This window comes from Hymenobacter glaciei (assembly GCF_039539585.1).
Classification (GTDB): Bacteria; Bacteroidota; Bacteroidia; order Cytophagales; family Hymenobacteraceae; genus Hymenobacter; species Hymenobacter glaciei.
In genome coordinates, this window is record NZ_BAABDK010000033.1 from 101,461 (window position 1) to 126,694 (window position 25,234).

Annotated in this window: 22 protein-coding genes and 1 tRNA gene; 8 read left to right on the forward strand and 15 right to left on the reverse strand. The window is 59.5% G+C overall.

The features are described 5' to 3' along the window. Positions 1-196: 196 nt before the first annotated feature. The 8 genes from ABD837_RS22100 to ABD837_RS22135 form a co-directional block, all read right to left on the reverse strand. The gene (locus tag ABD837_RS22100) at positions 197-1,210 is read right to left on the reverse strand and encodes a hypothetical protein (RefSeq protein ID WP_345058949.1); all 1,014 of its coding nucleotides are present in this window, start codon (positions 1,208-1,210) and stop codon (positions 197-199) included. Between the two features lie 98 nt (positions 1,211-1,308). Further along, positions 1,309-2,133 (reverse strand): ATP-binding cassette domain-containing protein, encoded by an 825-nt coding sequence (locus ABD837_RS22105; RefSeq protein WP_345058951.1) that lies wholly within the window; start codon positions 2,131-2,133, stop codon positions 1,309-1,311. After that, positions 2,133-2,912, reverse strand: a complete 780-nt coding sequence (locus tag ABD837_RS22110; RefSeq protein WP_345058953.1) for an ABC transporter permease — start codon at positions 2,910-2,912, stop codon at positions 2,133-2,135. Before ABD837_RS22110 ends, ABD837_RS22105 begins: the two co-directional genes overlap by 1 nt. A gap of 150 nt (positions 2,913-3,062) precedes the next feature. After that, positions 3,063-4,841 carry an OmpA family protein gene (locus tag ABD837_RS22115; protein ID WP_345058955.1) on the reverse strand — a complete coding sequence of 593 codons (1,779 nt, stop codon included), beginning with the start codon at positions 4,839-4,841 and terminating at the stop codon, positions 3,063-3,065. A 117-nt stretch (positions 4,842-4,958) separates the two neighbouring features. Continuing rightward, complete coding sequence (locus ABD837_RS22120) at positions 4,959-5,954, reverse strand: PspA/IM30 family protein (RefSeq protein ID WP_345058957.1); 996 nt, start codon at positions 5,952-5,954, stop codon at positions 4,959-4,961. A 57-nt stretch (positions 5,955-6,011) separates the two neighbouring features. After that, positions 6,012-6,704: a hypothetical protein gene (locus tag ABD837_RS22125; protein ID WP_345058959.1), complete on the reverse strand. Its 693-nt coding sequence runs from the start codon at positions 6,702-6,704 to the stop codon at positions 6,012-6,014. Between the two features lie 311 nt (positions 6,705-7,015). Further along, positions 7,016-8,878 carry a M61 family metallopeptidase gene (locus tag ABD837_RS22130; protein WP_345058961.1) on the reverse strand — a complete coding sequence of 621 codons (1,863 nt, stop codon included), beginning with the start codon at positions 8,876-8,878 and terminating at the stop codon, positions 7,016-7,018. 180 nt (positions 8,879-9,058) lie between these two features. Beyond that, positions 9,059-9,727 (reverse strand): class I SAM-dependent methyltransferase, encoded by a 669-nt coding sequence (locus ABD837_RS22135; protein WP_345058963.1) that lies wholly within the window; start codon positions 9,725-9,727, stop codon positions 9,059-9,061. Between the two features lie 186 nt (positions 9,728-9,913). On the opposite strand from ABD837_RS22135, the gene ABD837_RS22140 reads away from it, so the two are divergent. Both ABD837_RS22140 and ABD837_RS22145 read left to right on the forward strand, forming a co-directional pair. Then, positions 9,914-9,995 (forward strand) — tRNA-Leu (locus tag ABD837_RS22140). A gap of 100 nt (positions 9,996-10,095) precedes the next feature. Beyond that, positions 10,096-10,782: a phosphatase PAP2 family protein gene (locus ABD837_RS22145; RefSeq protein WP_345058965.1), complete on the forward strand. Its 687-nt coding sequence runs from the start codon at positions 10,096-10,098 to the stop codon at positions 10,780-10,782. Between the two features lie 123 nt (positions 10,783-10,905). Here ABD837_RS22145 and ABD837_RS22150 read toward each other — a convergent pair whose 3' ends face one another. From ABD837_RS22150 to ABD837_RS22170, 5 genes are all read right to left on the reverse strand, one after another. Further along, positions 10,906-13,278, reverse strand: coding sequence for a GAF domain-containing protein (locus ABD837_RS22150; RefSeq protein WP_345058967.1), 2,373 nt, complete (start codon positions 13,276-13,278; stop codon positions 10,906-10,908). Between the two features lie 69 nt (positions 13,279-13,347). Further along, positions 13,348-13,908 (reverse strand): hypothetical protein, encoded by a 561-nt coding sequence (locus ABD837_RS22155; RefSeq protein ID WP_345058969.1) that lies wholly within the window; start codon positions 13,906-13,908, stop codon positions 13,348-13,350. A 98-nt stretch (positions 13,909-14,006) separates the two neighbouring features. After that, positions 14,007-14,669 carry a hypothetical protein gene (locus ABD837_RS22160; protein ID WP_345058971.1) on the reverse strand — a complete coding sequence of 221 codons (663 nt, stop codon included), beginning with the start codon at positions 14,667-14,669 and terminating at the stop codon, positions 14,007-14,009. A 207-nt stretch (positions 14,670-14,876) separates the two neighbouring features. Further along, positions 14,877-16,244 (reverse strand): dicarboxylate/amino acid:cation symporter, encoded by a 1,368-nt coding sequence (locus ABD837_RS22165; protein WP_345058973.1) that lies wholly within the window; start codon positions 16,242-16,244, stop codon positions 14,877-14,879. A 163-nt stretch (positions 16,245-16,407) separates the two neighbouring features. Next, positions 16,408-17,670 carry a DUF6799 domain-containing protein gene (locus ABD837_RS22170; RefSeq protein ID WP_345058975.1) on the reverse strand — a complete coding sequence of 421 codons (1,263 nt, stop codon included), beginning with the start codon at positions 17,668-17,670 and terminating at the stop codon, positions 16,408-16,410. A 259-nt stretch (positions 17,671-17,929) separates the two neighbouring features. On the opposite strand from ABD837_RS22170, the gene ABD837_RS22175 reads away from it, so the two are divergent. Beyond that, complete coding sequence (locus ABD837_RS22175; protein ID WP_345058976.1) at positions 17,930-18,937, forward strand: enolase C-terminal domain-like protein; 1,008 nt, start codon at positions 17,930-17,932, stop codon at positions 18,935-18,937. A 10-nt stretch (positions 18,938-18,947) separates the two neighbouring features. Here the strand turns inward: ABD837_RS22175 and ABD837_RS22180 are convergent, their stop codons facing one another. After that, on the reverse strand, positions 18,948-19,517 hold the full coding sequence (locus ABD837_RS22180) for a DUF6799 domain-containing protein (protein WP_345058977.1): 570 nt from the start codon (positions 19,515-19,517) through the stop codon (positions 18,948-18,950). Positions 19,518-19,671: 154 nt separating this feature from the next. Here ABD837_RS22180 and ABD837_RS22185 point away from each other — a divergent pair, with 154 nt between their 5' ends. Together ABD837_RS22185 and ABD837_RS22190 are read left to right on the forward strand one after the other, a co-directional pair. Then, positions 19,672-20,127: a MarR family winged helix-turn-helix transcriptional regulator gene (locus ABD837_RS22185; protein ID WP_345058979.1), complete on the forward strand. Its 456-nt coding sequence runs from the start codon at positions 19,672-19,674 to the stop codon at positions 20,125-20,127. A 63-nt stretch (positions 20,128-20,190) separates the two neighbouring features. Then, positions 20,191-20,835, forward strand: coding sequence for a YceI family protein (locus tag ABD837_RS22190; protein ID WP_345058981.1), 645 nt, complete (start codon positions 20,191-20,193; stop codon positions 20,833-20,835). A gap of 74 nt (positions 20,836-20,909) precedes the next feature. Here the strand turns inward: ABD837_RS22190 and ABD837_RS22195 are convergent, their stop codons facing one another. Next, positions 20,910-21,467: a hypothetical protein gene (locus tag ABD837_RS22195; RefSeq protein ID WP_345058983.1), complete on the reverse strand. Its 558-nt coding sequence runs from the start codon at positions 21,465-21,467 to the stop codon at positions 20,910-20,912. Positions 21,468-21,601: 134 nt separating this feature from the next. Here ABD837_RS22195 and ABD837_RS22200 point away from each other — a divergent pair, with 134 nt between their 5' ends. From ABD837_RS22200 to ABD837_RS22210, 3 genes are all read left to right on the forward strand, one after another. Next, on the forward strand, positions 21,602-21,883 hold the full coding sequence (locus ABD837_RS22200) for an ATP-dependent Clp protease adaptor ClpS (protein WP_345058985.1): 282 nt from the start codon (positions 21,602-21,604) through the stop codon (positions 21,881-21,883). A 138-nt stretch (positions 21,884-22,021) separates the two neighbouring features. Continuing rightward, complete coding sequence (recR, locus tag ABD837_RS22205) at positions 22,022-22,633, forward strand: recombination mediator RecR (protein ID WP_345058987.1); 612 nt, start codon at positions 22,022-22,024, stop codon at positions 22,631-22,633. A gap of 484 nt (positions 22,634-23,117) precedes the next feature. Beyond that, positions 23,118-25,133: a glycosyltransferase gene (locus tag ABD837_RS22210; protein WP_345058989.1), complete on the forward strand. Its 2,016-nt coding sequence runs from the start codon at positions 23,118-23,120 to the stop codon at positions 25,131-25,133. The last annotated feature ends 101 nt before the right edge of the window (positions 25,134-25,234 follow it).

Sequence of the window (25,234 nt, forward strand, 5' to 3'; positions counted from 1 at the left end):
GGGAACTAAAGAAACGGGCTGGTGGCGCCAGTGTTTTAGGTAGGGGCGGGGCTTGCCCCCGCCCGTTGTTGGACAGAATCGTCGTACTAGTGCGAATAGCGGGCGGGGGCAAGCCCTACCGGGTACGACCCCGCCCCTACATGCAAAACGCCCTACCGGCAGCCGGTGGGGCGTTTTAGTCCACGTAAATTAGCGATTACTTCGGCAGCGTCAGCAAATAGCCGATGGTGAAGTTGGCATCCCAGTCGAACACGAACTGCTTGCAGCCGGTGGCATCGGCAATCGACTTGTAGATATTCAGGCCGGCTTTGGATTTGGCGTTGTCGAGCTGGTAGGCGCTGGGGGCGTCGAGTACGGTGTAACGCTCTTTGCCCTTGCGCACTTTCTTGGCCATCTCAAACGGCACCCCGCCGATGATGAAGCAGGTGGCCCGCAAATCGGCTGGTATCTGGTTGGCTTTGTCCTTCACATCGGTTGCCACGGTAGCATCGGCAGTGCCTTTCTCGAAGTATTTGGCGCCGTAGGTTTCCACCGACTTAGGCTGGCTGCCGTCGAGCCACGAAATTTTGGTGTTGCCCGAGCCAATGTCGGCCACGAAGGCGCGGTCGGCAAACGAGGCCGGCAGCACCGAGCGCAGGCCCAGCACACCCTCTTTTTCGGGCGTTACGGTGTTCACCACGTAGCCCAGGCCCTTCAGCACCTTCACAATTTTGCCCGTGCCTTCGGCCTTCAGCGCGCCCGAGCTCACCACGAAATGAATGTCGCGCCCGCCCACGCCAAAGTCCAGCATCTGGGCAATGTAGGCCTTCAAGCCCTTGCGGATATCGTCTTCGGTGGCCATGTTCTCCATCACCAGGCTGTTGCCGAAATCGGCTTTTTCCAGCTTCCAGGTGCGGTTTTGGTCAATGCGGACGATGAAGGAGTTGAAGCCGCTGGCGCCCAGCTCCACCACGCCCTTCAGCTTGCCGTCGACGGGTGCGGGCGCATCGTACGTAAAGGCTGGCGTGGCTCCGGTGGCCGCAGCAGGCCCGTAAGAACCGCTGTTGGAGTCGTTGTTGACGATGGTATCAACCGGGGCCGTCGTGCTGGCCGAGGTGCGGGCCGCGCGGCCCATATCCTCGTTAGTAGCCGTGAAGCGGCGGATACCGAAGTATAGGCCGACGAGAATGATGGCCGCGATAATGGCCTTGCTGGCAAAAGTGAGGCGCATGGTGAAAGCTGTAAAAAGTGGGTGAACATGCTTGGCGAGTGCAATGTTACACGGAAGCTAGCACAGGCCCACGCCATGCGTGCTATTGCCCTCAACGCTTAGGTCTTCCGGATTTCCTCTTTCAAGTGTTCAATCAGCTGCACAAATTCCGGCTTGGCCTGAATGCCGTGCTGCCAGGCCAGGCCCATCTCGGCCAGGTTATACTGGTGCTGCTTGCTGATAGTGGCCCCAGCCAGGCACTGGCCGGCCGCATCGCGCTCGGGCCCCAGCAGCCAGAGTGTATCCGAGAGGGCGGTGGTGGTGGCCAGGTCGTGCGATACGATAACGACGGTATTCAACTCGTCCGAAGTTGTGACTTCCACAATGATTTTCTTCACCTCGTCAATCATCGCAATGTCGAGACCGGAGAAGGGCTCGTCAAGAATAATGAGGTGCTCGGAGCACAGCAGCTGCTGGGCAATGGCCGCCCGCTGCCGCTGCCCGCCCGAGAGCTGGGCCGGGTACTTGCGCCGATGCGGGGCCAGGTCAAAACGGGTCAGAAAGTCTTCGGCGCGGGCTTTGGCTTCGGCTGGGGCGTGCTTGCGGCCAGCGGCCACCAGCAGGTTGTCGAGCAAGGTGCGGTGGTTGAACAAAGGGTAGCGCTGCTGCACTAAGCCCACATCGCCGGGGCACACGGGCCGTTGCGGGTCGGCTACCAGCACGGTGCCGGTACTCGGCGGCAGCAGGCCCGCGATGATGCGGCACAGCACCGACTTGCCGATGCCCGAGCGACCGTAGAACCCCACGACCTGGCCCTGGCTCACGCCGGGCCGCACCACGTTCAGTACATCAAGGCTGATGTCGCGCAAAATGACTTCGCCCCCAAACTGCATCGAAACATCGCGCAGCGTCAGAATAGGCTCTTTGTAGATATGGTCCGCCATTATTTTGCCGCCGTGAGCGCGGAGTAGGGAAAGAACATGCGGCGTAGGAATTCAAACACGTAGTCCTGCAAGGCGCCGGTGGCCAGAATGACCAGCTGAATGGCGACGACTCCATCCAATTTTATGTAGCGGTTCTGCTTGTAGAGCAGCAGACCAATGCCGCCCTCGGACTGGTAAAGCGTTTCGACGAGCGTAATCATGGTCCAGATGATGGCAAAGTTCTGGCGCACGACTTCGAGCATCTCGTCGAGCTTGCCCAGCACCACGACTTCGTAGAAGCTGCGCCACTCGCTCATGCCCAGGGTGCGGGCGTGGTCCATTTCCTCCTGGGTGGTGGTCAGGATTACGCTCGTCATGCCCGTCACCAGGTACACCGTAGCCCCGAAGATGAGGACCGAGAGCTTGACCTGGTGGCCCGAATTGAGCATCAGGGCCATGAAGAAGGTGAGGCCCGTGAGGGTGAGGTAGCGCATCTTGCTGGCCGCGTAGGCGATGGGCCGGAAGAAGGGCAGCGCCGTGAGGTAGGAGATAACCAGTGCCAAAACCGTGGCAATGCCCAATGCACCCAGTGCCGTGGTCAAGCTGGCCCATAACTCCTGAATCAGCCCCTGCGTCGTCACCAAACCCTTGAAGGCCGTGACAACCTCACCCAAAGTGGGGAAAAGCTGTAGTGGATAAAATAGCCACAGTAGGAGTAGCAGGAGCACCTGCACCGCCACCATGGTGAGAAACACCGAAGGCCGAGGCTTGGCATTGGGGGTAAATAAGTCTTTAATCATGGAATGGAAAGGGAGGAAAGGAGCGAACTAAAAACGTCATGCTGAGCGCAGCCGAAGCATCTTTACCGCTGTACTAAATCTGAATTAGTTGCGCGGCAGAGATGCTTCGGCTGCGCTCAGCATGACGTTCTGCAAAACAAGCGGCCGGGGTTAGTTGCCCAGCACAATTTCCACGCGCCGGTTTTTGGCTTTACCAACGGGGCTGCTGTTACTAGCCACCGGCTCGGTAGCGCCGTGGGCATACACCTGAATGCGACCGTCGGGGAAAGCGCTGCTGCTCTTGCGCTCCAGCCACTGGCGCACGGCCATGGCGCGGTCCTCGCTCAGCTGCTGGTTGGCTTGCGGGTCGCCGGCGTTGTCGGTGTGGCCGTGCACGGCCACTTTCAGGCTGCCAGCCACTACCAAGTCATCAAATAACTGGTTCAGCTCCTTCGTGGCCGAGGGCGTGAAGGTGCTCTGGCCCGAATTGAACTCGATGTTCCAGGCGCGCTTGCTCACGTTCTGGCGGATTTCGTCGCCGGCGGCAAACTTCTGGGTTTCGGCCGGGGCCACCGTCTTGCCCTTGTATTTGGCCTGCAGGTTTTTCAGGGGCGTCAGGTCCAGCATTTGGTCGAGGGGCACGTAGGTGGGCAGCTCCTTGGGGTAGAGCTTACTCTGCACGTCGCCAAAAGCCTTGTACACCGAGGCATAGATGTTGGTGCCGCCTTCGTTCAGACCAAAAAGGGCCAGGTTATCGCTGAAGTTGAACACCTTGCTGCCGCCCAACTCCACCACCTCGCCGTTGCGGTCGGCCTCGCTCACGCCTTTGTAATACTTCAGCCAGTAGGCGCCGGGCTTGTCCTTGTCGCCATACACTTCAGACGAAATATCGGCGGCACGGGTCAGGGCTTCGGGATGCGATTTCACCTGGTCGCCGGCTACGGCGTGGGCCATGATAATGCCTTCTACTTCTTTTTGGTGGGCGTCGTACCAGCGCTTGGTCGTTACCATGATGTTGGGCATCTGGTTTGAATACTCCTTGGTGCTCACGATTTTCACCAGGCCACCTTTCTGCTTGGCAATGTTCACGTCGCCGGGCGTCCAGGTGGCTACGGCGTCGGCCACCACGTCGATTTTTACGCCGGTGTTCTTGCCATCCACAATCTTGTCCCGGCTTTCGGGCTTGCCAAGAATGTATTTTTCAGCCGCCACCAGGAAGTCGCTGGCCGACATAAAGTTCACGGCTTGCGGGTCGTAGGTGGTTTCGTCAGGGTTCACCTTCAAGCCGTTGTCGGCGCACCATTTCAGGGCGATGTTCTGGTCGCCGTCGCGCAGGTAGCAGGCCACAGTTTTGCCTAAAGCCAGCTTGGGGTTATCGAGCCATTCTTTCGGGCCCATCAGCTTGTCTTCGCCGAAGGATTTGCCCACCGAATAGGGGATAATCTGCAACTGCGTACCGGCCTTCTTCAGCTCATCCTGCACAGCCGAGAAGCCGGGCAGGCCGTCGCCCATGATGCTCACAATTAGGCCCGGCGTGGCGGGGTTGTTTTGCAGGTCCGCGGCGTTTTTCACCAAGTCGGCCTGCATTTTCGATACGTCGTCTTGGCGCACAATCTGCATATCCAGGCCGTTGGCTGCCATAGCTGAGCCAGTGGTGGAGCGGGGGCCACCGTTGGCCAGCATGCCGGCCATCTGGCTGTTCCAGGCCATTACTTCCCACACCACCGGGGTGCCTTTCTCGGCTGCGCTGCTGCCGGGCAGTGGTGCAAGCGGCACTACCGTATTTACGCCGTTGCCGCTGGTGGCCTCTGGTAGCTCAATTGAGTTGAGCAACACCGACTCGGTAGTCGCCTTTTTAAACAGCAGGTTGCTGGATGTGAGTTTGGTGATGCCGAAATACAAGCCCGCAAGGACAATGATGGCAATGAGAACTTTACCGCGAGTGGTCATTTATGAAATGTGAAAATGTGTAGAATGTGATGAAGGTGGAAATGGGTAGATGCAGCAAGGGCGAGAATAGCCGGTTTAGAACCGCTATTACCGCCCTTCCCACATGCTCACCTTCTCTTAGTCTAGGAGCTTGCCGTAAGCGTCGTCGGTGGCCTGGCGAGTGGGGGCCGCGTTCATGCGCACCGGTGCTTCGTTGTCCATAATGGCGCTGAACTCGCCCTTCTGATACTTGTCGAGCAGGCGCTGTCCTTTCTCGCTCATCACGCCGTTCTGGATGTCCATCTCTTTCACGAACTCCTGGGAGTAGCGCATGGCCTGCTTGATTTGGCCGAGCTGCTGGGCCATGTCCTGGGCCACGCGGTCGGTGGCCAGGTCGAAAAAGTACTTCTTGTCGGGGTCGCCGCGCAGGATGTTCATCGCGGCCCGCATGCCCGAGCTGGTGCGTTTCACCAGCGTGTATTCATCTTTCAAGAGGTTGACCTTGAACTTGCTGCCGTCAATCTGGCGCAGGGCCGCCTTCAGAATCTGGCGCATCACCAGGCTCACGTTGGCCGTGGTCGTGGCCATCGGCTGCAGGCGGCGGTTATAGTCTTCGAGTTGGGCAGCGCGGCTGGCGTAGCTCTCGGCGCTATCTTTCTCGCCCTGGCGCAGGGCCGAGTCGGCCAGGCCCAGGTACTCCTGCATCTGGGTGCGGTTGGCGTCCATCTTGCGCTTTACCAGCTCGCTGGCGCCCTCAATGTGGCCAACTTCTTCCTCCATGTTGCGGGCCTCCTTCTCCGTATTCCGGATGTAGTCCTCCATAATGCCGATGGGGTCGGTGTTCACAAACAAGCTGGCGGCCGTGCGAAAAATGCGCTGCCCCAGGTACCACAGCCCGGTCTGAATGCGCTTGTTCGTGGCCAGCAAAAACAGCACGAACAGCACGCCCAGGCCAATGCCCAGCTTCACGGTATCGAATACGATGTCAATGAGATAGGGCAGAATCTGGCCCCAGTAATACACACCCGCGCCAACCAGCGCGGCTACGAAAACCCAGCCAGCTACTTTCTCGGGTTTTTGCCACGACGGCAGGCCATCGGCGGGTGAAGGCGGGCCTAGTAAAGGAGTATTCATGATGCAGAAAAAAGTAAAGAAGGAGCCGACGCTTCGCCGGCTAAGTGGACTATTGCCTTATTTAGCGGTATTCAAAAATGCCTCCGCTGCTTTGCGGTGGGCCTGCAGGTCGGCGAGCGCAGCCGAATTAGCCAACTCGTATGAGGCCAGCGCGGCTTGCGTTTTCTGGCGCTCTTCGCCCAGTTGCTGCTGGGTTTGCAGCAACTGCTGCTGCTTGGCCTGCAGCTGCCGGGTGAGGTCGGCCAGGTCGGCGGCCAGTTTTTTCTCCTGGGCTGCTAGTTGGGCCACGGGGCCGGGGGCGGCTCCGGGCGTGTTGGACTCGCCCATTTTTTCTCGGTGGCGGGCCAGCACTTTGTCGCGGTCGGTAACCAGCGCCTGCTCAAACTGCGCGGCCGAGGCCAGTAGGGCAGGCATGGTGCCGCCGTTCACGGCCGAGAAGGCATTAAAAGCCGTTTGGTACAGCATCGGGCCGCTCAAGCCGGCGGCAGCCATGCTTTTCACCATTTTCATGTAGGCCCCAAAATCCTTGCCGTCGCCAGCCAGCAGGCCGGCAATGTGGTCGAGGTGGCGCTGCTCGGCCTGCACTACAGTTGGGGCATTAAAAGTGGCCGCAGGTTGTGCCGCAGGAGCTGCCGGTTGGCTAGGAGTGCCGTAGGGAACAGTAGGAGGAGTAGTCGTGGCACTGGTTTCCTCCTCGGACTCGATAAAAAAATCCTTGGCCGCGTTGGTGAGTTTATCAAAAATGGGCATAACGGTAATTTGAGAAGGGAGTTAGGACATTAATCAAACCGGCCATAAGCGCTTTGGGTAGCACCAGAATCTGGAAATCGCCCGCCAAATCATCCAAAAGTAAAGATATTATGTTGTTCATCGGTTAAGATTCCCGGTTGAGCTGGCGATAATCAGTTGGCTCCTGCCCGAAAATCCCGCACAAGGGAGCAACTTAAGGTTTCGGCCCCACAAGCGGCCGGCCCAGAAATGCTCCCAGCAAAAAGCCCCGGCAGGCCAGCCCGCGTAATGCAGAGCCGGCCCGCCGGGGCCATTATTTTACGATTAGAGGATTAGTTGGAGGCCTGCGGGGCCAGCCAAGCTTCGCGCAGGGTTTTCTGAGCAGGAGATAGCACCATTTTCTCTACCGATTCCACGGGTTTCACCTGCACGGTAGGGTCTTCGGCCAGGATGAGCTGGGTGGTGCGTTCGGCGCCACCCCGGGTTTTCACCTTCACGAATACGACGTCGCTGGGGGAGTGCTTGTGCAGCACGGCGTCCATGTCGCCCCGGCTGTGGAGCTCCTTGCCGTCGAGCACCACAATCTGGTCGCCCCGGTCGATGCCCGCTTTGTACAGGCCCGAGCCAATCTGGGTGTTGAAAGCTACGATGCAGCGGCCTTCGTCATCAAACTCGACCTGGTTGGGCAGCGCCGCGCCAAGCGCCCGCGTCGGAATCACGGCCAGGCCGGCCACCAGCAGGTTTTCGGTGAAGCGCGGGGTTTCGCGGCCGTAAACGTACTGACGGAAGAATCGGTCGGCAAATACCGTATCCTTGCTTACTTCGCCCAGTACGCGCTGCAAATCGCGGGTGGTGTAGGGCGTTGTAGGCGCGTAGTTGTTCTGCTTGCTGCCAAACTGCTGCCACATGGCCTGCATAAACTTGTCGAGCGAGGAGCGGTGGTGCTGGCGCAGCTGCATATCGAGCACCAGGGCAATGCCCGCGCCCTGGTCGTAGTACGACAGGCTGGTGTTCACCACGTTCATGGGGGCCCCGCCTTGGCCGGCACCGTCGGTGAAAGCGGCCTGGCGGCTCATGTCGATGGCCGAAGCGTAGCGCGCACCGGGGCTGTTCTGGCGCAGGTTCACCCACCGGCTGATGTCGTCGAAGAATTCCTCGTCCTCAATCAGCTTGGCGCGGCGCAGGGCCAGGCGGCCATAATACTGCGTGAAACCCTCGGCAAACCACAGGTTGTCGCTCATGTTGGCGCGCTGAAAGTCGAAGGGCTCCAGGTCCGCCGGCCGCAGGCGTTCCACGTTCCAGGCATGGAAGAATTCGTGCGCCACGGTGCCCAGGTTTTTGGTCGCGTCCTCGTCTTTCAAGGTGCGGGGGCTGGTAAGCGAAGTCGAGTTGCGGTGCTCCATGCCATCGCCGGTAGCTTGGCTCAGGTAATCGGCTACGAAGGTGTAGCGGGCAAAGTCAAATGTTGGAAGCGCACCAAAAATGGCTTTTTCTTCCTTCACTACTTTCTGAACCTTCTGGGCGAAGGCATCCATTTCGGCGGCCGGGCCCTGGTACAGCATCGCCAGCTCGATGGTCTGGTTGCCTTCCTGCCAGGTGCGCACCTGCTGGGCACCCAACGACACGGGGCTGTCCATCAAATACTGCAGGTTGGGCGCGGTGAAGACGTTTTTGTCCTCGCTGGGGCGTAGCTGGGTTGCTACTTTCCAAGCTGGTGGCACCTCAAACTTCACCTCGGCCGCCCGGTCCTCGAGGCCAGTGGCGTAGCACAGCGTGGCGGGCAGGTTCAGGTGGGCGTGCTGCTGGTCGATGCCCGCAAACGTGCCGTCGGTCTGGTCGCCGTAGAGGGTATAGCTGAAGACCACCGTGCCGTCGGCCCCGGGGGTCACGTCCCAGCCATAGGGGTCGGGGCGGTTCAGGGGCAGGGGATGGTTGGCCCCATCGGTAGCCACCACGTAGTACACGTTCTTGGCAAAATCATGCACGGCATAGCGGCCGGGCGAGCTGCGGGCCATCCGCACGTGCAGTGGCCCCCGGGGCACACCCGCAAACGTAGCCGTAACCTTGGCTTCGTGGTGCACGGCGTTGGGGAAAGACAGCGCGTAGCGCACCGGCGCACCTGGCGCTTTCGTTTGAGCCGCCGCCGTGCCCAAACCCAGGCAGCAGGCAATGCCAGCAGTAATAATGTGTTTCATAGGGTAAATTATAGCACAATAAGTAAACAGGCCACAAGAAAGGCCGGACAGACAGCGTAAAGTTGCGGAAAATTTACAATACAACCGCCGTTTACGTCCAAAAATAACGGACAGAGAACGTTAAAATTATGTTTTTGTGAATGCTCGTTGTAATATGGCATATCCAAGCCGGCTGCTTACTCACTGAAACACCACCGCTTCGGTGGCGCCACGGTAGAATTGCCCCATGGCTTCTCCGCGCAGCCCCTGCGCCGCCATAGCCGCCGCCAAATCGGGCAGTTCACGGGCCCGTAGCCGGGTGGTAAGCCGAAAAAACCAGAACATGGCCGCCAGCAACAACCTTCGCCAGCCCCGGCGCGCCGGGCGGAAGTCGGCCAGAAGCCAGCGCCCACCGGGACGTAGGGCCGTGTGCAAACGGCCCAAAGCATCTGGCAAATCGGCTGTAGCGATGCAGTCGAGTACAAAAAATGTGAGTATCGCATCAAAGGCCTCGCTCGGAGCTAGGGCCACTTGTGTACCGTGCCGGAACTCAACCTGGGCCAGCTGGGCCAGACTGAGCCGCGCCCGCGCCCGGACCAGCATGTGGCGGGAGGCTTCGAGGTAGAGCACCGTGGCGGCTGGGCAAAGGCGCAATACCTCCACCAGAACCCAGCCCGTGCCGCCGCCCAGAATAAGCACATGTGGTGCACCAGTGGGCAACCCTGCTAGCGCGGCCCGTTGCGTATTGCGCAGGGCCGGACCAAACACCAGGGCCACCAAGGCATCGTAGCACCACGCCACGCGGTCGAAACCGGTGAGGGTGGGAGCAGCAGTGCCCGGTAAGGGCGGGCCAGCAGCGGGAGGAAGCACTGTGAAATCGAAAAAGAAGAAAAAAAAAGCCCCGGCAAGTAACTGAGAAACAATTGCCGATAGCCCGAAACAGCTGCGGGAAGTGAAAAAAATAGTTGAAAGGTTGCGCAGCCGTAAATCAAGACTGTATCTTTGCAGCACCAAAAGGCCGCTACCCACTGGGCGGGCGGCTTTTTAGCCCAGCATGCGCTTGTGGCGAAATTGGTAGACGCGCTGTCTTCAGGCGGCAGTTCCGCAAGGTGTGGGAGTTCGAGTCTCCCCGAGCGCACGTACAAAAAGCCAGTCCTAAAGGGCTGGCTTTTTTATTTTTGCCCTGGCTCCCACTAGCAGAGCAGCGAACAGCCAGCCATCAGTTTCGTATCGGGCTTATGAATCGTTTTACGTCGCGCCTGCTGGCGTTCGCAGGTTTGCTTACTGTGGAGGTCATTTTTGCGACCGTGTTGTTCGTGGTTGCCTTCGTATTGTTCTTTTATATGGCGCGAGTCGTATTTGTGCACCATTCGATGGCCCTCGATACCTGGGCATCGGATATGGTGGACGGCTGGCAGCGAAACTGGCCGGGCTTACACGGGCCCGTCCGGTTTGTCACATTCTTTGCATCACTGCCCTTTTTGCTGCCAGCCAGCATCATCGGGCCGCTGCTGCTGTACCGGGCCGGGCATCGGCGCGAAGCCAAAGAACTTGTATTGGTAATGGCCGGAGCCGTCCTGCTCAACCAGTTGCTTAAGCTATATTTTAACCGGCCGCGGCCCGCCAATGCCGTGCTGCGCACTTTCGGGCTCAGCTTTCCGAGCGGGCACGCCATGCTGGGGCTTACCTTCTACGGCTGTCTGGCCTGGCTGCTGGCCCGGCACTTTGGCCGGCCGGGCTGGGCGGCCCCGCTGCTGCTCTGGGCAGGCCTTATCGGTCTAACGCGGGTGTGCTTGCACGCCCACTATGCTACCGATGTGCTGGCCGGTTTTGCGGGTGGTGCGGCTTGGCTGGTGCTTTTCCGTTCCGGCCTCAAGCTGTTCTGGAAAGAGGAGAAAGCAGTGCTGGGCGAAGAGATTATTTGAAAGTAAAGGTTGTCTGAAAATGAAGAACGTTATGCTGAGCGCAGTCGAAGCATCTCTATTGCGAGAATAATTACTGTTGCGGTAGAGATGCTTCGACTGCGCTCAGCATGACGTTCTGTATCGTTACAGCTGCACCCGCACGCGCAAAGCCAGCAGCCCCTTTACACCCTGCAACTCCTCCAACTCCAACTCCTCCACGCCGGGCTCGAGCAGGCCACGGTCTTGCAGGTAGTCGATGTACTCGTAATACTCCACGGCCTCACGGCTTTGCGCGTACACCAAAGCAATGGTGCCGGGTTGGGTGAGGCGCTCGCCAGTGCCCTGCACGGTGGCTTTGTCGATGCGCTTCTTGATGATTTCGTAGCGGATGTTATAGGCTCCGTCCACATCGAACTGGCGTTCATCCTGCCGGAAGCGAATGCTCAGCGGCTGGCCATGAATGAGGATGAGCTGGGTAGTATCGAGCGGCACGGGTAGCGTGGGCTTGAGGGCGGCGGTACGGCGGGTGATTTCCACCATCGTCAATAACTGCCACAGGCGCAGGTTTTTTAGGAACACCAGGTCGAAAGGCTTGTCCTGCACCAGCGTGCTGCCCACGTAGATGTTGAACTCCACGCCATCGGTTTTGTAGCGCTGGAAATAGTGCGGAAACATCAATTGCGCCTTATCTTCTTCCTCGTCGAGGTAGTCGCTTACGGCATCGTTGAGCGTGGTCACGCTCAGCTCAAAATCTTTGCGGCGCTTGTAGAGGATGCCCAGCCGCGGGTCGATGTTCTGCCAGTAATTGGTAATAACCGGACGCAACTCGGTGGTATGCGTGGCCAGGTATTCGAACAGCGGCTCTACCTCGCGCTTCAGCGAGTCGTAAATGTTGGCTTCGTCGCCCGTGAGCAGGCCCTCGCGCAGGCGCTTCAGATTTTTGGTGACGTAGAACTTCAACTCGTCCAGAATGGGGAGCTGCTGGTACTCTGAAGCCTTTTTCAGTACCTTATTGGCCAGCGTCAGGTGCTCCATCAGGTCGCCCTGAATGGCCTCGTTGCGTACCGTGCTGCTGCTCCGAATATCACAGGAGCCGTGCAGCGGGTACACGTCTTCGAACACAATGGCCTCCATCTCCGCCGTCCGGTTGCCCTCGTCGAACTGGGCCAGCAGGTTGCGGGCTGCATCGGTAAAGCGCCACTCCATGGTGGGATGAATAGCGGTAAACTTCTGCTGCACAATAGCCTGCACGCGGGTTTGCTGGTCTTCGGCGTTGCGCTTTACGGCCACGGCAAACAGCGGCACGAACTGCGCCACTTTGTCCATGTCGAATTCATCGAGGCCGCCACCGTCGGGCGTGCCTAGCTCCAGCAGGCCCACGGTGTCGTTGCCATAGGGCAGCAGGGCCAGAATGGCCGACCGGATGCCCAGGCCCATAATCTGCTGACGCAGGTCGTCAGGCAGGTCAGAATTCGCCACATCCTTAAGCACCAGCGGCTCGCGGCTGCTCAGCAGGCGGTGGTAAATCTGGCGGAAGCTGCTATCGGCGGCCTTGGTCTGCACCTGCTTGGTGAGGAAGCTGTGGTTGATTTTGCGCCCGAAGTCCATAAAGGCCTTCTTCTTCTCGTCGTAGGCCGCAATGCCGAGCTGCAGTGCTGGCTGGGCAAACAGTACCCGCAACTTCTCCTGAATTTGTTCGAAGCGGGCCGGCGTTTGCAGCACGTCGCGCTCCAGCAGGTCATACTTCAACTCAGAAAGAATTTCCTGCTCGGTTACGTCGGTCAGGCGCAGTACGTTGAAGCCTTCCAGCTCGAAATGCTCGGCCGGCAGTATCGCCTGCCACACTTCGGGCCTGTGGCGGTTGTGCAGCAGGGTTTCGCGCTGTTCATCGGTGAGGGTAGGGGCCTCGCCCAGCACCCGCACGCGCACAAACGTCGAGTCGAACCCCACGCTGTAGTGGCGATAAAGACCAATTTTGTAGTCGGGCACCGTGAACACAATGGCGCCCAGGGCGGGCAGTTCGGTGCCGTATACGCGGTGGAGCACCAGCTGGTAAGCCATCAGGCCGAGCTGCCGGTCCATGGCTGCCATGTTGATGTTAAGCGGCTGTTTCACTAGGCCATCCTTGTTCAGCATGATGTCGCGGAACAGGCGGGTGGCAAAAAAGCTGCGCCGCTGAAATGGCCCCACTGCCCCGCTGATGTCCGTAGCCAGCGAAGCCGGCGGAAACACGGCCAGCATTAAAGTTTCTATTAAATCGCAGTGCTCCTCCAACACCTTGGGCTCGGCCACCGGGTGGGTTATCCACGCCGCCTGGGCCACTTGCTTTCCGACGGCCTGTGCCAGCAGGGCTACGCCGGCGTTGGCCGACTGCTCCCGCTCACGCCAGTATTCGACCAGGGGCGCGAGGCTAAGGGTTGTACGAAACGGAAACGCCGGGGCGGTTGAAGCCGCCGCTGCCGGAGCAGCTGCGGCTACTCCCGAAACAGAGTCAATAGGAGTGGAGGCAGTAGCCATACAGGAAATTGGTTAACGCGGGCGACCTTCTGGCCATCATTTACTATACGAGGCGCAAGCCTGGGGCGACTACGGCTTCGTAACGATGAGGGCCTGTACCTGCCGTAAATCGGTATAAGTGACAGCCTTTAGCGAGTCGGCCGCAAGCCGGGTAAGGGCAATTTTGCGCGAATTGGTGTAGCACGTGCAGCACCCGTTGCCTTCGAAGCTACCGCCCAGCTTTATCTGGTCGATGAACAACGCCACTTGGCTGGCCTTTCGGGTGCCATTGGGGTAATAGCGCACCACATACCTGAAAGTATCGAGGCGGGCGCTGCCAAACTGACCAAATGGCGCCGTGTTGTTAATAAGCAAAGCCTCGTTGGCGGCCAGCTGCGCGGCGGTGCGTGGCAACGTCACGGCTTCGGGCTTGGGCAGCACCGCCGCCGGGTTCTTGAGGTCCGGACGCAGGTAGCGCACCAAAAGCAGCGTATCAAGGTCGGTCGCCAAAAACTTCTGGCCGAACACAATCCGAATAGCATCGGCCTCGGCTTCGTTGGGGCAGTCGCACACGTTGTTGGCGCAGCAGCCTGCGAGCAGGGCTCCAAGGCTAGCCAGGGTCGCCAATCGGGAAATCAGAGGTAAAGCCATCAGGGGCTAAAGTTAAGGCCCGCCGCCGCCACGTGCCCAGATGGAGCCAATGGAAGCAGCGGGCCTAAAGAGAATTCGCCTACTTAGGAACGCGGGGCTTAACGGCCGCCCGTAGCCGACGACGAGGCAGCTGGAATAGTTGGGTTTTCTACGGTACCACCGGCCAGCAGCAGCGGGCGCAGGCGGGCAGTAGCGGTATCGAGCTGGGTGCGAATTTTGGCCATGGCTCCGCGCAAGGCAATGATATCGGCCAGGCGGGGAGCGTCGGTCTGCGAGTAGCCGTGGTACATGGCCACCTTCACTTCCGAAGTGCCTGTACCATCGTACGAGCCAAGCAGGTTGCCAGCGGCATCGCTCACCTGCACTTCGGCTTGCAGGGTGGTTTTATACCACTCCAGCGGCACCCCTACCACGGCTGGCAGCAGGAACGTGAGCACCTGTGCGCCTTGCAGGCCGCGGCCAGTGCGCAGAGTTTTCACCTTTTTTACCACCAGTTTGGCGTAGCCGTAGGTGGCCGAGTCGGTGGGCTCGGTCAGGTTGATGCGGCATTCCTGCTGGAACAGTTTGAGCGGGTCTTCGGGCAATGCGCCGTCGTTCATGGCCAGGGGGCCTTGGTCGGCCAGAATTTCCAGCGGGGGCAGGCGGTTGGCAATGGCTGCCGTGGGCGTGCTCTTCATCTGGTTTTTAACCGAAACGCAGGAGGCAGCTCCCAACAGGGCAGGCACCAGCGCCACCACTGACCATTGACGAATCATTTTCATATCTTGAAGGTAATAGAAAAGCCCGATAAAAAGAAGAAAAGCAAAAATTGTCTTATATCCATACGAAACCCCGCTGCAGGGTTTCTAAGGCTAAATTACGGTATTAATCTGGTGCTACAGCCATTTTCCCTGAATATTCCACAAAAAAAGGTGTCCGGACTAACCCCGGGCACCTTTTTTTTGTTCAATTTCGCTATTGGCACCTGATTACTCAGCTGCTGGGTCCGGGCCCACGTAACCATCTACAAACTCACCCTCCCAACGCGCCACCACAGCCGAGGCAAGGCAGTTGCCGAGCACGTTTACGGCCGTGCGGGCCATGTCCATCAGGGCATCAATACCCAGGATAATAAACACCGGCCACGCCGGCAAGTTGAACGAAGCCACCGTGGCGAGCAAAATAACGAGCGAGGCGCGCGGCACGCCGGCCACGCCCTTGCTGGTGAGCATGAGCGTAAATACCATCAGCAATTGCTGGCCGAAGGAAAGGGGCACGCCCGCCGCCTGGGCCACAAACACGGCCGCCAGCGACAGGTACAGCGTAGTGCCGTCGAGGTTGAAGGAATAGCCCGTGGGCATCACAAAGGCCACGATGCGGCGGGGCACGCCAATGCCTTCCATGGCTTCCATGGCCCGGGGCAGAGCGGCCTCCGACGACGTGGTGGCAAAGGCAATGCTTACCGGCTCGGCCACGGCCGCGATGAAACGGCGCAGCGGCAGGCGTGCAAATAGTGCCACCGGCAGCAACACTACCAGCACAAAGGCGATGAGCGCCCCATATAGGGTTAGCAATAGCTGCAAGGCATTCAGCAGCGGGGCGAAGCCCATTTTGCCGACCGTGTAAGCCAGAGCGCCTCCCACACCGAGCGGCGCGAAGTACATCACCACGTTGGTGAATTTGAACATGACTTCCGACAGGCTTTCACAAAAGTCGAGCATCACGCGGCGGGGCCGCTCGGGGGTGAGGGCCAGGCCGATGGCGAACAAAATGGCGAAAATTACAACCTGCAGCACCTGACCTTCGGCCACCGACTTGGCAATGTTCTCGGGAAAAATGTGCAGGATGATGTCGGCTGCTGTCTGCGGTGGGGCGGCGGCCAGGGCCTCTTCTTTCACACCCACGCGGCTGATGCCCACGCCGGCTTTGGTGAGGTTGATGGCGCCCAGGCCAATAAAGAGTGCAAACGTGGTGACGATTTCAAAGTACACCAGGGCTTTTATGCCCATGCGGCCCACTTGTTTCAGGTCGGCGTGGCCGGCAATGCCCACCACCAGCGTGGCGAATACCAGCGGCGCGATGATGGTTTTAACGAGACGCAGGAAGGCATCGCTGAGGACTTTCAGGCTCATGGCTACGCCGGGGGCATCGTGGCCGAGCTCGATGCCGACCAGCATGCTCACCACAATCCAGAGCGTAAGGGAGCGACGAGGGGCGGCAGCTGCGGCAATAGCGGCCAATGCGAGCCAGCGCGCCGCAACTGGTAGCGCAGGCGGCAGGGCGGTGTTCAGCACCGTGAGGATGGCAGCCAGAATAACAAGAACGACGGCAATGAGGAGTAAGCGTGATTTAAGCATGCGAGGGTGGGAGTACCAGAAAAACGAATTACGAGCCTAAAGAACGGCATTATCCGCCCAGCCAACGCCATTTGCCCTGAGGAGTCTGCTTGGTAGGGGCCAAAAAAATGCCCCGTGCGCGTGGCACGGGGCATTCGAGGGCAGCTAAGTTTGTAGGAAGTACTTACAGCGACAGCAGGTAACCGATGGTGAAATTGGTGTCGTAGCCGAACACGAACTGCTGGCAGCCGGTGGCTTGGGCCAGGGCCTGATAAATATTCAGGCCCGACTTCATTTTGGCGCCACTCAGCTGGGTGTAGTCGGAGGGGGCTTTGAGTACGGTGAAGGCCTCCTGGCCCTGGCGCACTGCCTTGGCCAACTCATAGGGCACCCCGCCGATGATGTAGCAGGTGCCGCGCAGGTTGGCCGGAACCTGAGCCGCTTTGGCTTTCACCGCCGCAGCCACGGTTGCATCGTCCACGTTCTTCTCGTAGTATTTCGAGCCGTAGGTGTCTTCCACGCGCGGCTGCCCGTTGGCGTACCACGATATCTTGCTGTTGGCCGAGCCCATGTCTACCACAAAGCCTTTGGTAGCGTAGGCGGCAGGCAGGGCGGCGCGCAGGCCCAAGGTGCCTTCGCGCTCGGGCGTCACGGTGGTTACCACGTATTTCAGCGCTTCCAGGCCCTTCACAATGCGGCGGGTGTTTTCGGCCATTGCTGCGCCCGAGCTTACCACGAAATGAATGTCGCGGCCGGGTACGCCAAAGTCCAGCATCTTACCGATGTAGGATTTGAGGCCGGTGCGGACGTCTTCTTCGGTAGCCATGTTCTCCATTACCAGGCTGTTGCCAAATTCTGCTTTCTCCAGCTTCCAGTTGCGTTTGTCATCGACGCGGATGATGAACATATTGAAGCCGCTGGCACCCAGTTCGACCACGCCACGCAGCTTGCCATTCACTGGTGCTTCGGAGCGGTAGGAGAACGCGGCGGCGGCCGGAGCGGTAGCCACGGAGGCCGCAGGAGGAGTAGCTGCTACGGCGCGTGGTGCGGGTGCGGCCGGTTTGGGAGCAGCAGGAGCGGAGCTGGCTATGGGCACCAGGCTGGCAGTGGCATCGGCCGGCGGGGCCACATTGCTCGGCGACTTCTGAATCAGCTCACCGTTCAGGCTGAGCAGGTCGCCTTCCTTCAGGTGCACCCGGGTGCCATTGGCCAGCACCATCGACTGGGTGCGGTACTCTACTCGGCTGCCATTGGGCAGGGTCACGTCCTTGTCCAGCACTTTGGTCGTGGTGCCGGTTTGCACCACCATCATTTTGTTTGCCACCGTGAACCAGGGCAATGAGCCATTGGCAGCCTGTGTGTTACGCTTTTGAGCGCTGAGCGGGGCAACAGTTGCTGTGAGCAAGCCGGCTGCCAGCACCAAAGAAGAAAGGAACGGAGATTTCATAGTTGCAGAAAACGTAAAAGTGAAATTTATTAGCGGAAAAGGGTAAGTTCGACTGGTGCAAATGTATTATCGGATGAAGCTTTTTCATCTTTTGGTCAGTGATAGACATGAAATAATTGTTGGAGTACTAAGCTGGGTCGTTCAACGCCGGCATTTTCTCGGCGAATGGCAGCAGCAGGGTTTGTTACTTTCTGCCCGTAGCCGCGTACTTCACGCAACAAAAGGCCTCCGCGTGGAGCCCTTGGTTTTAATCTACATCATGCCCATCTGGTCGATAACGCCCTTGATGCTGCCCCTGCGGTACACCTGGAAAATCTCCCGCAATGCTTCCAGCAGCAAAACCAATATGCTGGTGAAAGTCGCTGGCAATGGCAACAGCGGCCAGGGCGAGGCTGCACCCAACGTGCGCTACGGCGAAACCCCTGAGCTGCTGCAGCAACAGTTTGCGACGCTGCAAGAACATGGCCTGCCCGATGTAGCCACTTTAGACGAATTAGATGCCCTACTCGCCGCACACCCCGCAGCCCATGCCCTGAGCTTTGCCCTGGAGGCTGCGCTGGTGGAGTGGCTGGCTGCCTGCGCCGGCCAGCCGGTATGGCAGTATTTGGGCGTACCCGCACCCGCCCCAACGGCGGCCACTGCGTTTTCGCTGCCAATTATGGAGCCCGGTGCGGTAGCTGCTTTTCTGAGTACGCAAAACGCGTCCCGCTTTCAGCTGCTCAAAATCAAGGTAAACGCGACCGAAGGGCTGGACTTGCTGCGCGAAGTAGCCCGCGCCCTGCCCGGCCACCCCTTGTTGGTAGACGGCAACGAAACCTGGCCCGATGCCGACGGCGTGCTGCAATTTCTGGAGCAGGCCCGCGCCCTGCCCGGGCTGCACCTGCGCCTGCTCGAGCAGCCCATGCCCGCTGCCTGCGCCGCCGACTACCGCTACCTGCGCCCCCGCAGTGGGGTACCGTTGCTGGCCGACGAGTCGGTGACTGATTCCGCCGATTTTGCGGATATCGCCGAGCAATTCCACGGGGTGAACGTGAAGCTGATGAAAGCTGGGGGTTTCCGGCGCGGCATCGACCTGCTGCGGCGCACCCGCGCGCACGGCCTGCTGCCCATGCTGGGCTGTATGGTTGAAACCACCGTTGGCATTGCCGCTGCCCTGCAAATTGGCAGCTTGGCCGATGTGCTCGACCTCGATGGCTTTCTTATCATACAAGACGAGCCCTTCGGCCTCGTGACGGAGGCCGAAGGGCTCTTGCAATTGCGGGCGTAGCCGGAGCAGCTTATTTCACCGGCGCGTTCAGCTGCGACTCGAGGTCGGCGAGCTGGGCGTCGATGGCTTTGGTATCGGGCAAGTCGCTCCGGCCCTGGCTAAGCAGGCTGATTTTCTGGTTTAGCAGCTCGATTTTTTTGTTAAGCATGGACACGCGCTGGGCGGGTTCGGCGTAGCCAGGGCCGCGCTGCACGTACTTCTCATACGTGGCGCTGGGTGGGGTGGGGGCAGCCCCTTTGGCGGCGGCTGCACTGCCGGGCGTGGCGAATACTACCCCGCCATCGGCGCGTACATAATCGCCCTCGCGGAGGGTTATTTTTTTGCCCTTGGGGTTAATCTTGTCAGCGGGCATTTCGACGATGCCGTTTTTATAGTTGATTTTGACGCCGCTGGCGAGCTTCACGTTTTGGCTGAGTGCCGTAACCTGGCTGCCGTCGCGCTTTACTACTTCGCCGTTCTGCATTACAAACCGGGTGCTGGCCGTAGTTTGCACCGGAAAGCCACCGTCTTGAGCGGCAGCGAAACGAGGGGTGGCGGTGGCCAAAACAGCCACCAGCAAAAATATTCCGAAACGTTGCATAGCAAAAAGGGGAAGGTGAATGCAGCAGCCTACGAAGGTTGGCGAGGTTTTGGCCATGCGCCAGCCAGATTCAATAAAAAATAGAAATTTGTAGGAACAATGTTGCGACATTAAATGTAGGTACATATATTTGCAGCCGATTCCAGTATCATCTATGCGCATCGAAGACGAAATCAAGCAGCCCATCTTTCGCAGCGAGCTCCAGAAGGCTCACATTAACCTGATTTTTACAGCAGGATGGTTGCAGCTCCGGCAGGCCACGGCGTTTAAGTGCTTCGGCCTGACGCTGCCGCAGTTCAACATTCTGCGCATTCTGCGGGGGCAGCACCCGTTGCCCGCAACCGTGGCGCTGCTCATTGAGCGCATGCTCGACAAAACCAGCAATGCCTCGCGCATCGTGGACCGCCTCGAAGAAAAAAAATTAGTGACCCGCACCGTGTGCCCAGCCAACCGTCGGGCCGTCGACATCCGAATTACCCCGGCCGGCCTGACGCTGCTCGAGCAAATTGATGCGGCGGGCGTGGACCAGGTTTCGGGCCTGTCGCAGCTCGAAGAAGAAGAACTGCGCCAGTTAAACCACCTGCTCGATAAAATCCGCTCAGCAGACTAGCTCCTGACAACTAAAATCACCCCCAGCTTTTCCTCCTCTTACCTTTTTTCAATTCCTTTTGTCATGAAAAAATTCCTCCTGCCTGCTCTGTTCGCTGTTGCCGTACTGGGTGCTGCCCCCGCAGCCACGGCTCAGAAAATGAATAGCGCCAAGATGGCTACCAACGCTCCCGCTTACGCCCTGCAACCGCAGCTGAGCACCTTGGGTTGGGAAGGCAAAGCTGTGACGCACGGCCACAACGGTACCATGCAATTTGCTTCGGGCGAGCTCTTGGTGAAAGGTAACGCCGTAGTGGGCGGCACGGTAACCGTCGACATGAAGACCATGAAGGCAACTGATATCAAGGATGCTGACAGCCAGGGCAAGTTTGTGGGCCATATGAGCAGCGACGACTTCTTCGGCGTGGAGAAATTCCCCACCTCGACGTTTAAAATCGTGAGCATCACGCCCATCAAAGGCGCTGCTGCAGCGGCCGACAATGCCACCATCACTGGCGACATGACCATCAAGGGCGTGACGCAGCGCCTCAGCTTCCCCGCCAAAGTGGGCGTGAAGAACGGGGTGGCCGCCGCAACCGGCAAAATGACCATCGACCGCACCAAGTTTGGCCTTAAATACGGCTCGAAGTCGTTCTTTGAGAGCATCGGCGACAAGGCTATCTACGACACCTTCGACCTGACTTTCAACGTGATCGCCAAGAAGGCCTAATTGCCCAACAGCCAGTGGACTTTGGCCACTTGACTGTTGAAATGAAAAAGCCCGCCGGATTCGGCGGGCTTTTTTTATTCGGGAATCTCGAAGGTGCGGGGCAGTTCAAATTTGAGATTGTGGCTCTTTTTGCGGCGGTGCAACTCGCTCAGAATATCGTTTAGCTCGGATTGATATTCGACCCATAGGTCTTCGTGCAGGGATTTGAGGATGAGGGGCGGTAGCTTGGATGCGAGGCGCGCTGTGGTGTTGTAGAAACCATCCCACACACTGTCGAACTGGCCCGAAAAGTTGTCGATGCACTGCCGCAGGATGTACACGAGCAGGTCAATTTCGAGCTGCTTGTTTTTGGTGATACGCCGGGCGCGGGCGGCCTCCTGCACACTGGCGCGCACGGCCTTCACGAGGCTGCGGTTGAGGAGGCGGCCGGTTACGGCCACGTTGAACAGCTCGTGAATGCGGTCGGCGGTTTCTTCCTGAATCTGGCCCAGGGTGATGTCGGCCAATAGCTCGAAGCGGAAAGTTTCGTAGAGCTCGGCGTCGCGGCGCACGGCGCGCAGCAGCAGGGCTTCCTTCTCGGGCTCGGACAGGCGCTTGAGGGCTTTTTTGAAATCGGCGGACGGAACGGGCATAGATGAGGCAAAGGGCTGAGCCGGCGGCAGGGGCGCGGCGGCACAAAATTGGGGCGAATCTGACGAAACGAAACCGCCGCCGACGGGGTTATAATAAGCTGCCCCACGCGGGGTTTCCTGCGTAAATTTGCCCTATGAACACGCGTCCGCAAATTGACTACGATGAAGACGTTCTGCTGCTCGAAGAAGCGGTAGAGCTGCGCAACCTGGTGGTGTACAACGATGACATCAACACCTTCGACCACGTCATCAAAACTCTGATGGACGTGTGCGGCCACCAGCCCGAGCAGGCCGAGCAGTGCACGCTGCTCATCCACTACAAGGGCAAGTGTGCCGTGAAAGTGGGCACCTATGAAGAGCTGGAGCCCATGTGCACGGCCATTCACGACCGCGGCATTTCCGCCGACGTCGTTTGATAGTATAGCTGTCATCCTGAGCGGAGCGAAGGACCTTATCAGGTCAGAGCGATATGCAATGACTTCAATCGTTGCGTTCGTGATAAGGTCCTTCGCTCCGCTCAGGATGACAAACGTTTTCAACACTTTTCCTCCTGAATGGAATTTCCCTCAAAACTGATTGAAAACGCCGTGGGCGAGCTTTCGCGCCTGCCCGGCATTGGCCGCAAAACGGCCCTGCGCCTGGCCCTGCACCTGCTGAAGGCCGAGATGGACACCACTGCCTCGTTGGCCGAAGCCCTGGCCAAAATGCGCTTCGAAATCACGTACTGCAACACCTGCCACAGCATTTCCGATGCGGAGGAATGCGGCATCTGCGCCAACAAGCTGCGCGACCACAGCCTCGTGTGCGTGGTGTCGGATGTGCGCGACGTTATCGCCATCGAAAACACCGGCCAGTATAAGGGCGTTTACCACGTATTGGGCGGCGTTATTTCGCCCATTGAGGGCATTGGGCCTTCCGACCTGCACATCGATTCACTGGTGGCCCGTGCTTCGGGCGAAGACTCGGAAGTGCGCGAGGTGATACTCGCCATCTCGCCCACCATGGAAGGTGACACCACGGCTTTCTACCTCTCGCGCCGCCTGCGCGATTTGCCCAACGTGCACATCAGCACCATTGCCCGTGGCATTCCGATGGGCGGCGAGCTGGAATATGCCGACGAAATTACCCTCGGCCGTAGCATCGTAGACCGGCTGCGGCAGGCGTAACTGTCATTACGAGCACAGCGCGGCAATCCGTCCTCTCTGAGCGACTACCCTAAATAATGTGAAGGCCCGGCTCTGGATAGAGTCTTGTCCTTGCCCAAAACGGCGGTTGTTGCTCCGGTCCGACCGCCCTAGGCGGTCCGACCGGTTATTGGCGGGACAGAATCGGGGGTTCTTCAACCGGTCGGACCGCCTAGGGCGGTCGGACCGGCCCGGTCAAGTGCCGCCAGCAGGCAGGCAAAGACTCTTTACCGCTTCGGGCGCGGCTGGCATGCCTAAAAGTGGAATTGTAAAGGGGCCGGACTGGTCGGGAGTGCTCAAAGCAGCTTTCGCAAGCACTCCTGCCGAGTCCGGACTGCCTAAAAGAGGAATTTTAGGCAGTCCGGCCGAGTCTGTACCCCTTCAAATTCCTCTTTTAGACGCTCCTGACCCGGTCGGACTCCTTAAAATAGCTCTCGCAAGCCGGCGCGGCTTAATTTCGCCCTTCGTGGTGAAGCTCTCCGTTATTATTGTCAATTACAACGTCTGCTATTTCCTGGAGCAGGCGCTGCTCTCGGTGCGGCGGGCCGTGGAGAAGCTGGCACAGCCGGTAGAGGTATTCGTGGTCGACAATAACTCGGCCGACGGCTCGGTCGCCATGGTGCGGGCGCGCTTTCCAGAGGTTATTCTCATTGCCAACCACGACAACCCGGGCTTCTCAAAGGCCAACAACCAGGCCCTGCGCCGCGCCACCGGCCAGTACCAGTTGCTGCTGAACCCCGACACAGTGGTGGAAGAAGACACTTTCCGGGCCTGCTGCGACTTCATGGACGCGCACCCAACCTGCGGCGGCTTGGGCGTGAAGATGCTCGACGGCCAGGGCCACTTCCTCCCCGAGAGCAAGCGCGGGCTGCCCACGCCGGCCGTGGCGTTCTATAAAATGTTTGGGCTGGCCAAGTTGATGCCGAAGTCGCGCACCTTTGGGCGCTACCATCTGGGCTTTCTCGACAAGGACGAAACCCACCAGGTGGAGGTGCTGAGCGGGGCGTTTATGCTGCTGCGCAAGGCCGCGCTGGATGAAATCGGCCTGCTCGACGAAGACTATTTCATGTACGGCGAGGACATTGACCTCTCGTACCGCCTCACGCAGGGCGGCTGGCAGAACTATTATTTCCCCGGCACGCGCATCATCCACTACAAGGGCGAAAGTACCAAGCGCACCAGCGTGAACTACGTGTTCGTGTTTTACCGGGCCATGGTCATTTTTGCCCAGAAGCATTTCGCACCGGGCCGGGCGGGCCTGTTTTCGTTGCTGATAAACGCGGCCATCTGGCTGCGGGCGGGCGCCGCCGTGGCCGAGCGCCTCCTGCGCCGCACCGCGCCCCTGCTCTTCGATGCCGGCCTGATTTGGGGTGGTATGTACTGCCTGAAAACCTACTGGGAGCGCAACCACAAGTTCGTGCCCGGCGACTACCCGCCGCAGTACATGGCCGCGGCCGTGCCGGCCTACATTCTCGTCTGGCTCACTTCGACTTATCTAAGTGGGGGCTACGACCAGCCGGTGCGCACCTCGCGCATTGTGCGGGGCGTGGCCGTGGGCACGCTCCTGATTTCGGCCGCTTCCAACTTCCTCGACGCCTGGCGCTTCTCGAAAGCCCTCATCATTCTGGGCGGCGTATGGGCCGTGACGGCGCTGGTGGGCCGGCAGCTGCTGGCGCATTTCCTCAAATACAAAAACCTGCGCCTGAGCGAGCGGCACCAGAAAAACATTGCCATCGTGGGCTCGGGGCCCGAAAGCCAGCGCGTGCACCAGCTGCTGGAAGCTGCCCACGTATCAGCCCGCGTGATAGGCTACGTGAGCGTGCTGCCGGAAACGCCCGAGCCGGTGGCGGCTGAAAAAGCTTCTTCGCCGGTTCGCCCATTTGCCCATTCGCCCATTGGCGAAGCCTTGGGCGAGCTGCGCCAACTCGCCGACATTATCCGGCTGTACGCGTTGAATGAGCTGATTTTCTGCGGCAAGGACCTGCCCGCCAGCCAAATCATTGCCCTGATGCTGAGCCTGCCGGCCGACCCGCCGGTGGCCTACAAAATTTTGCCCGAGGACAGCCAGTACATCATCGGCAGCAGCAGCAAGGATGCGCCCGGCGACTACTATACCCTCGACATCGAGCTGAACCTGAACCAGCCCCAGAAAGCCCGCGCCAAGCGCTTGGTTGACTTGCTCAGCAGCGCCGGCCTGCTGCTGCTGGCTCCACTGCTCATCTGGTTTCAGCCCAACAAAGCCGGATTCCTGCGCAACTGCGTGGCCGTACTGCTGGGCCAGCGCACCTGGGTGGGCCTGCGCCACACGCCGGCCCCGGCCCGTACCGTGCCGGCCGTGGTGTCGCCAGCGGATGCGGCCAACGCCGCCGCGCCGCTCACCGAAGTCACGAAGCGCCGTCTGGAGCTGCTCTACGCCAAAGACTACGAGCCCGGCATGGACCTCACCGTGCTCTGGCGCTGCTGGCGGCAGCTGGGGCAGTAAGCAGCAATGTAGCGTGGACCCTGCGAGTCCGCGCCAAGCAGGAACTGTTCGGCCTTCCGGCAAGCTCGGACTCGCAGAGTCCACGCTACTGGGCGGCCGTC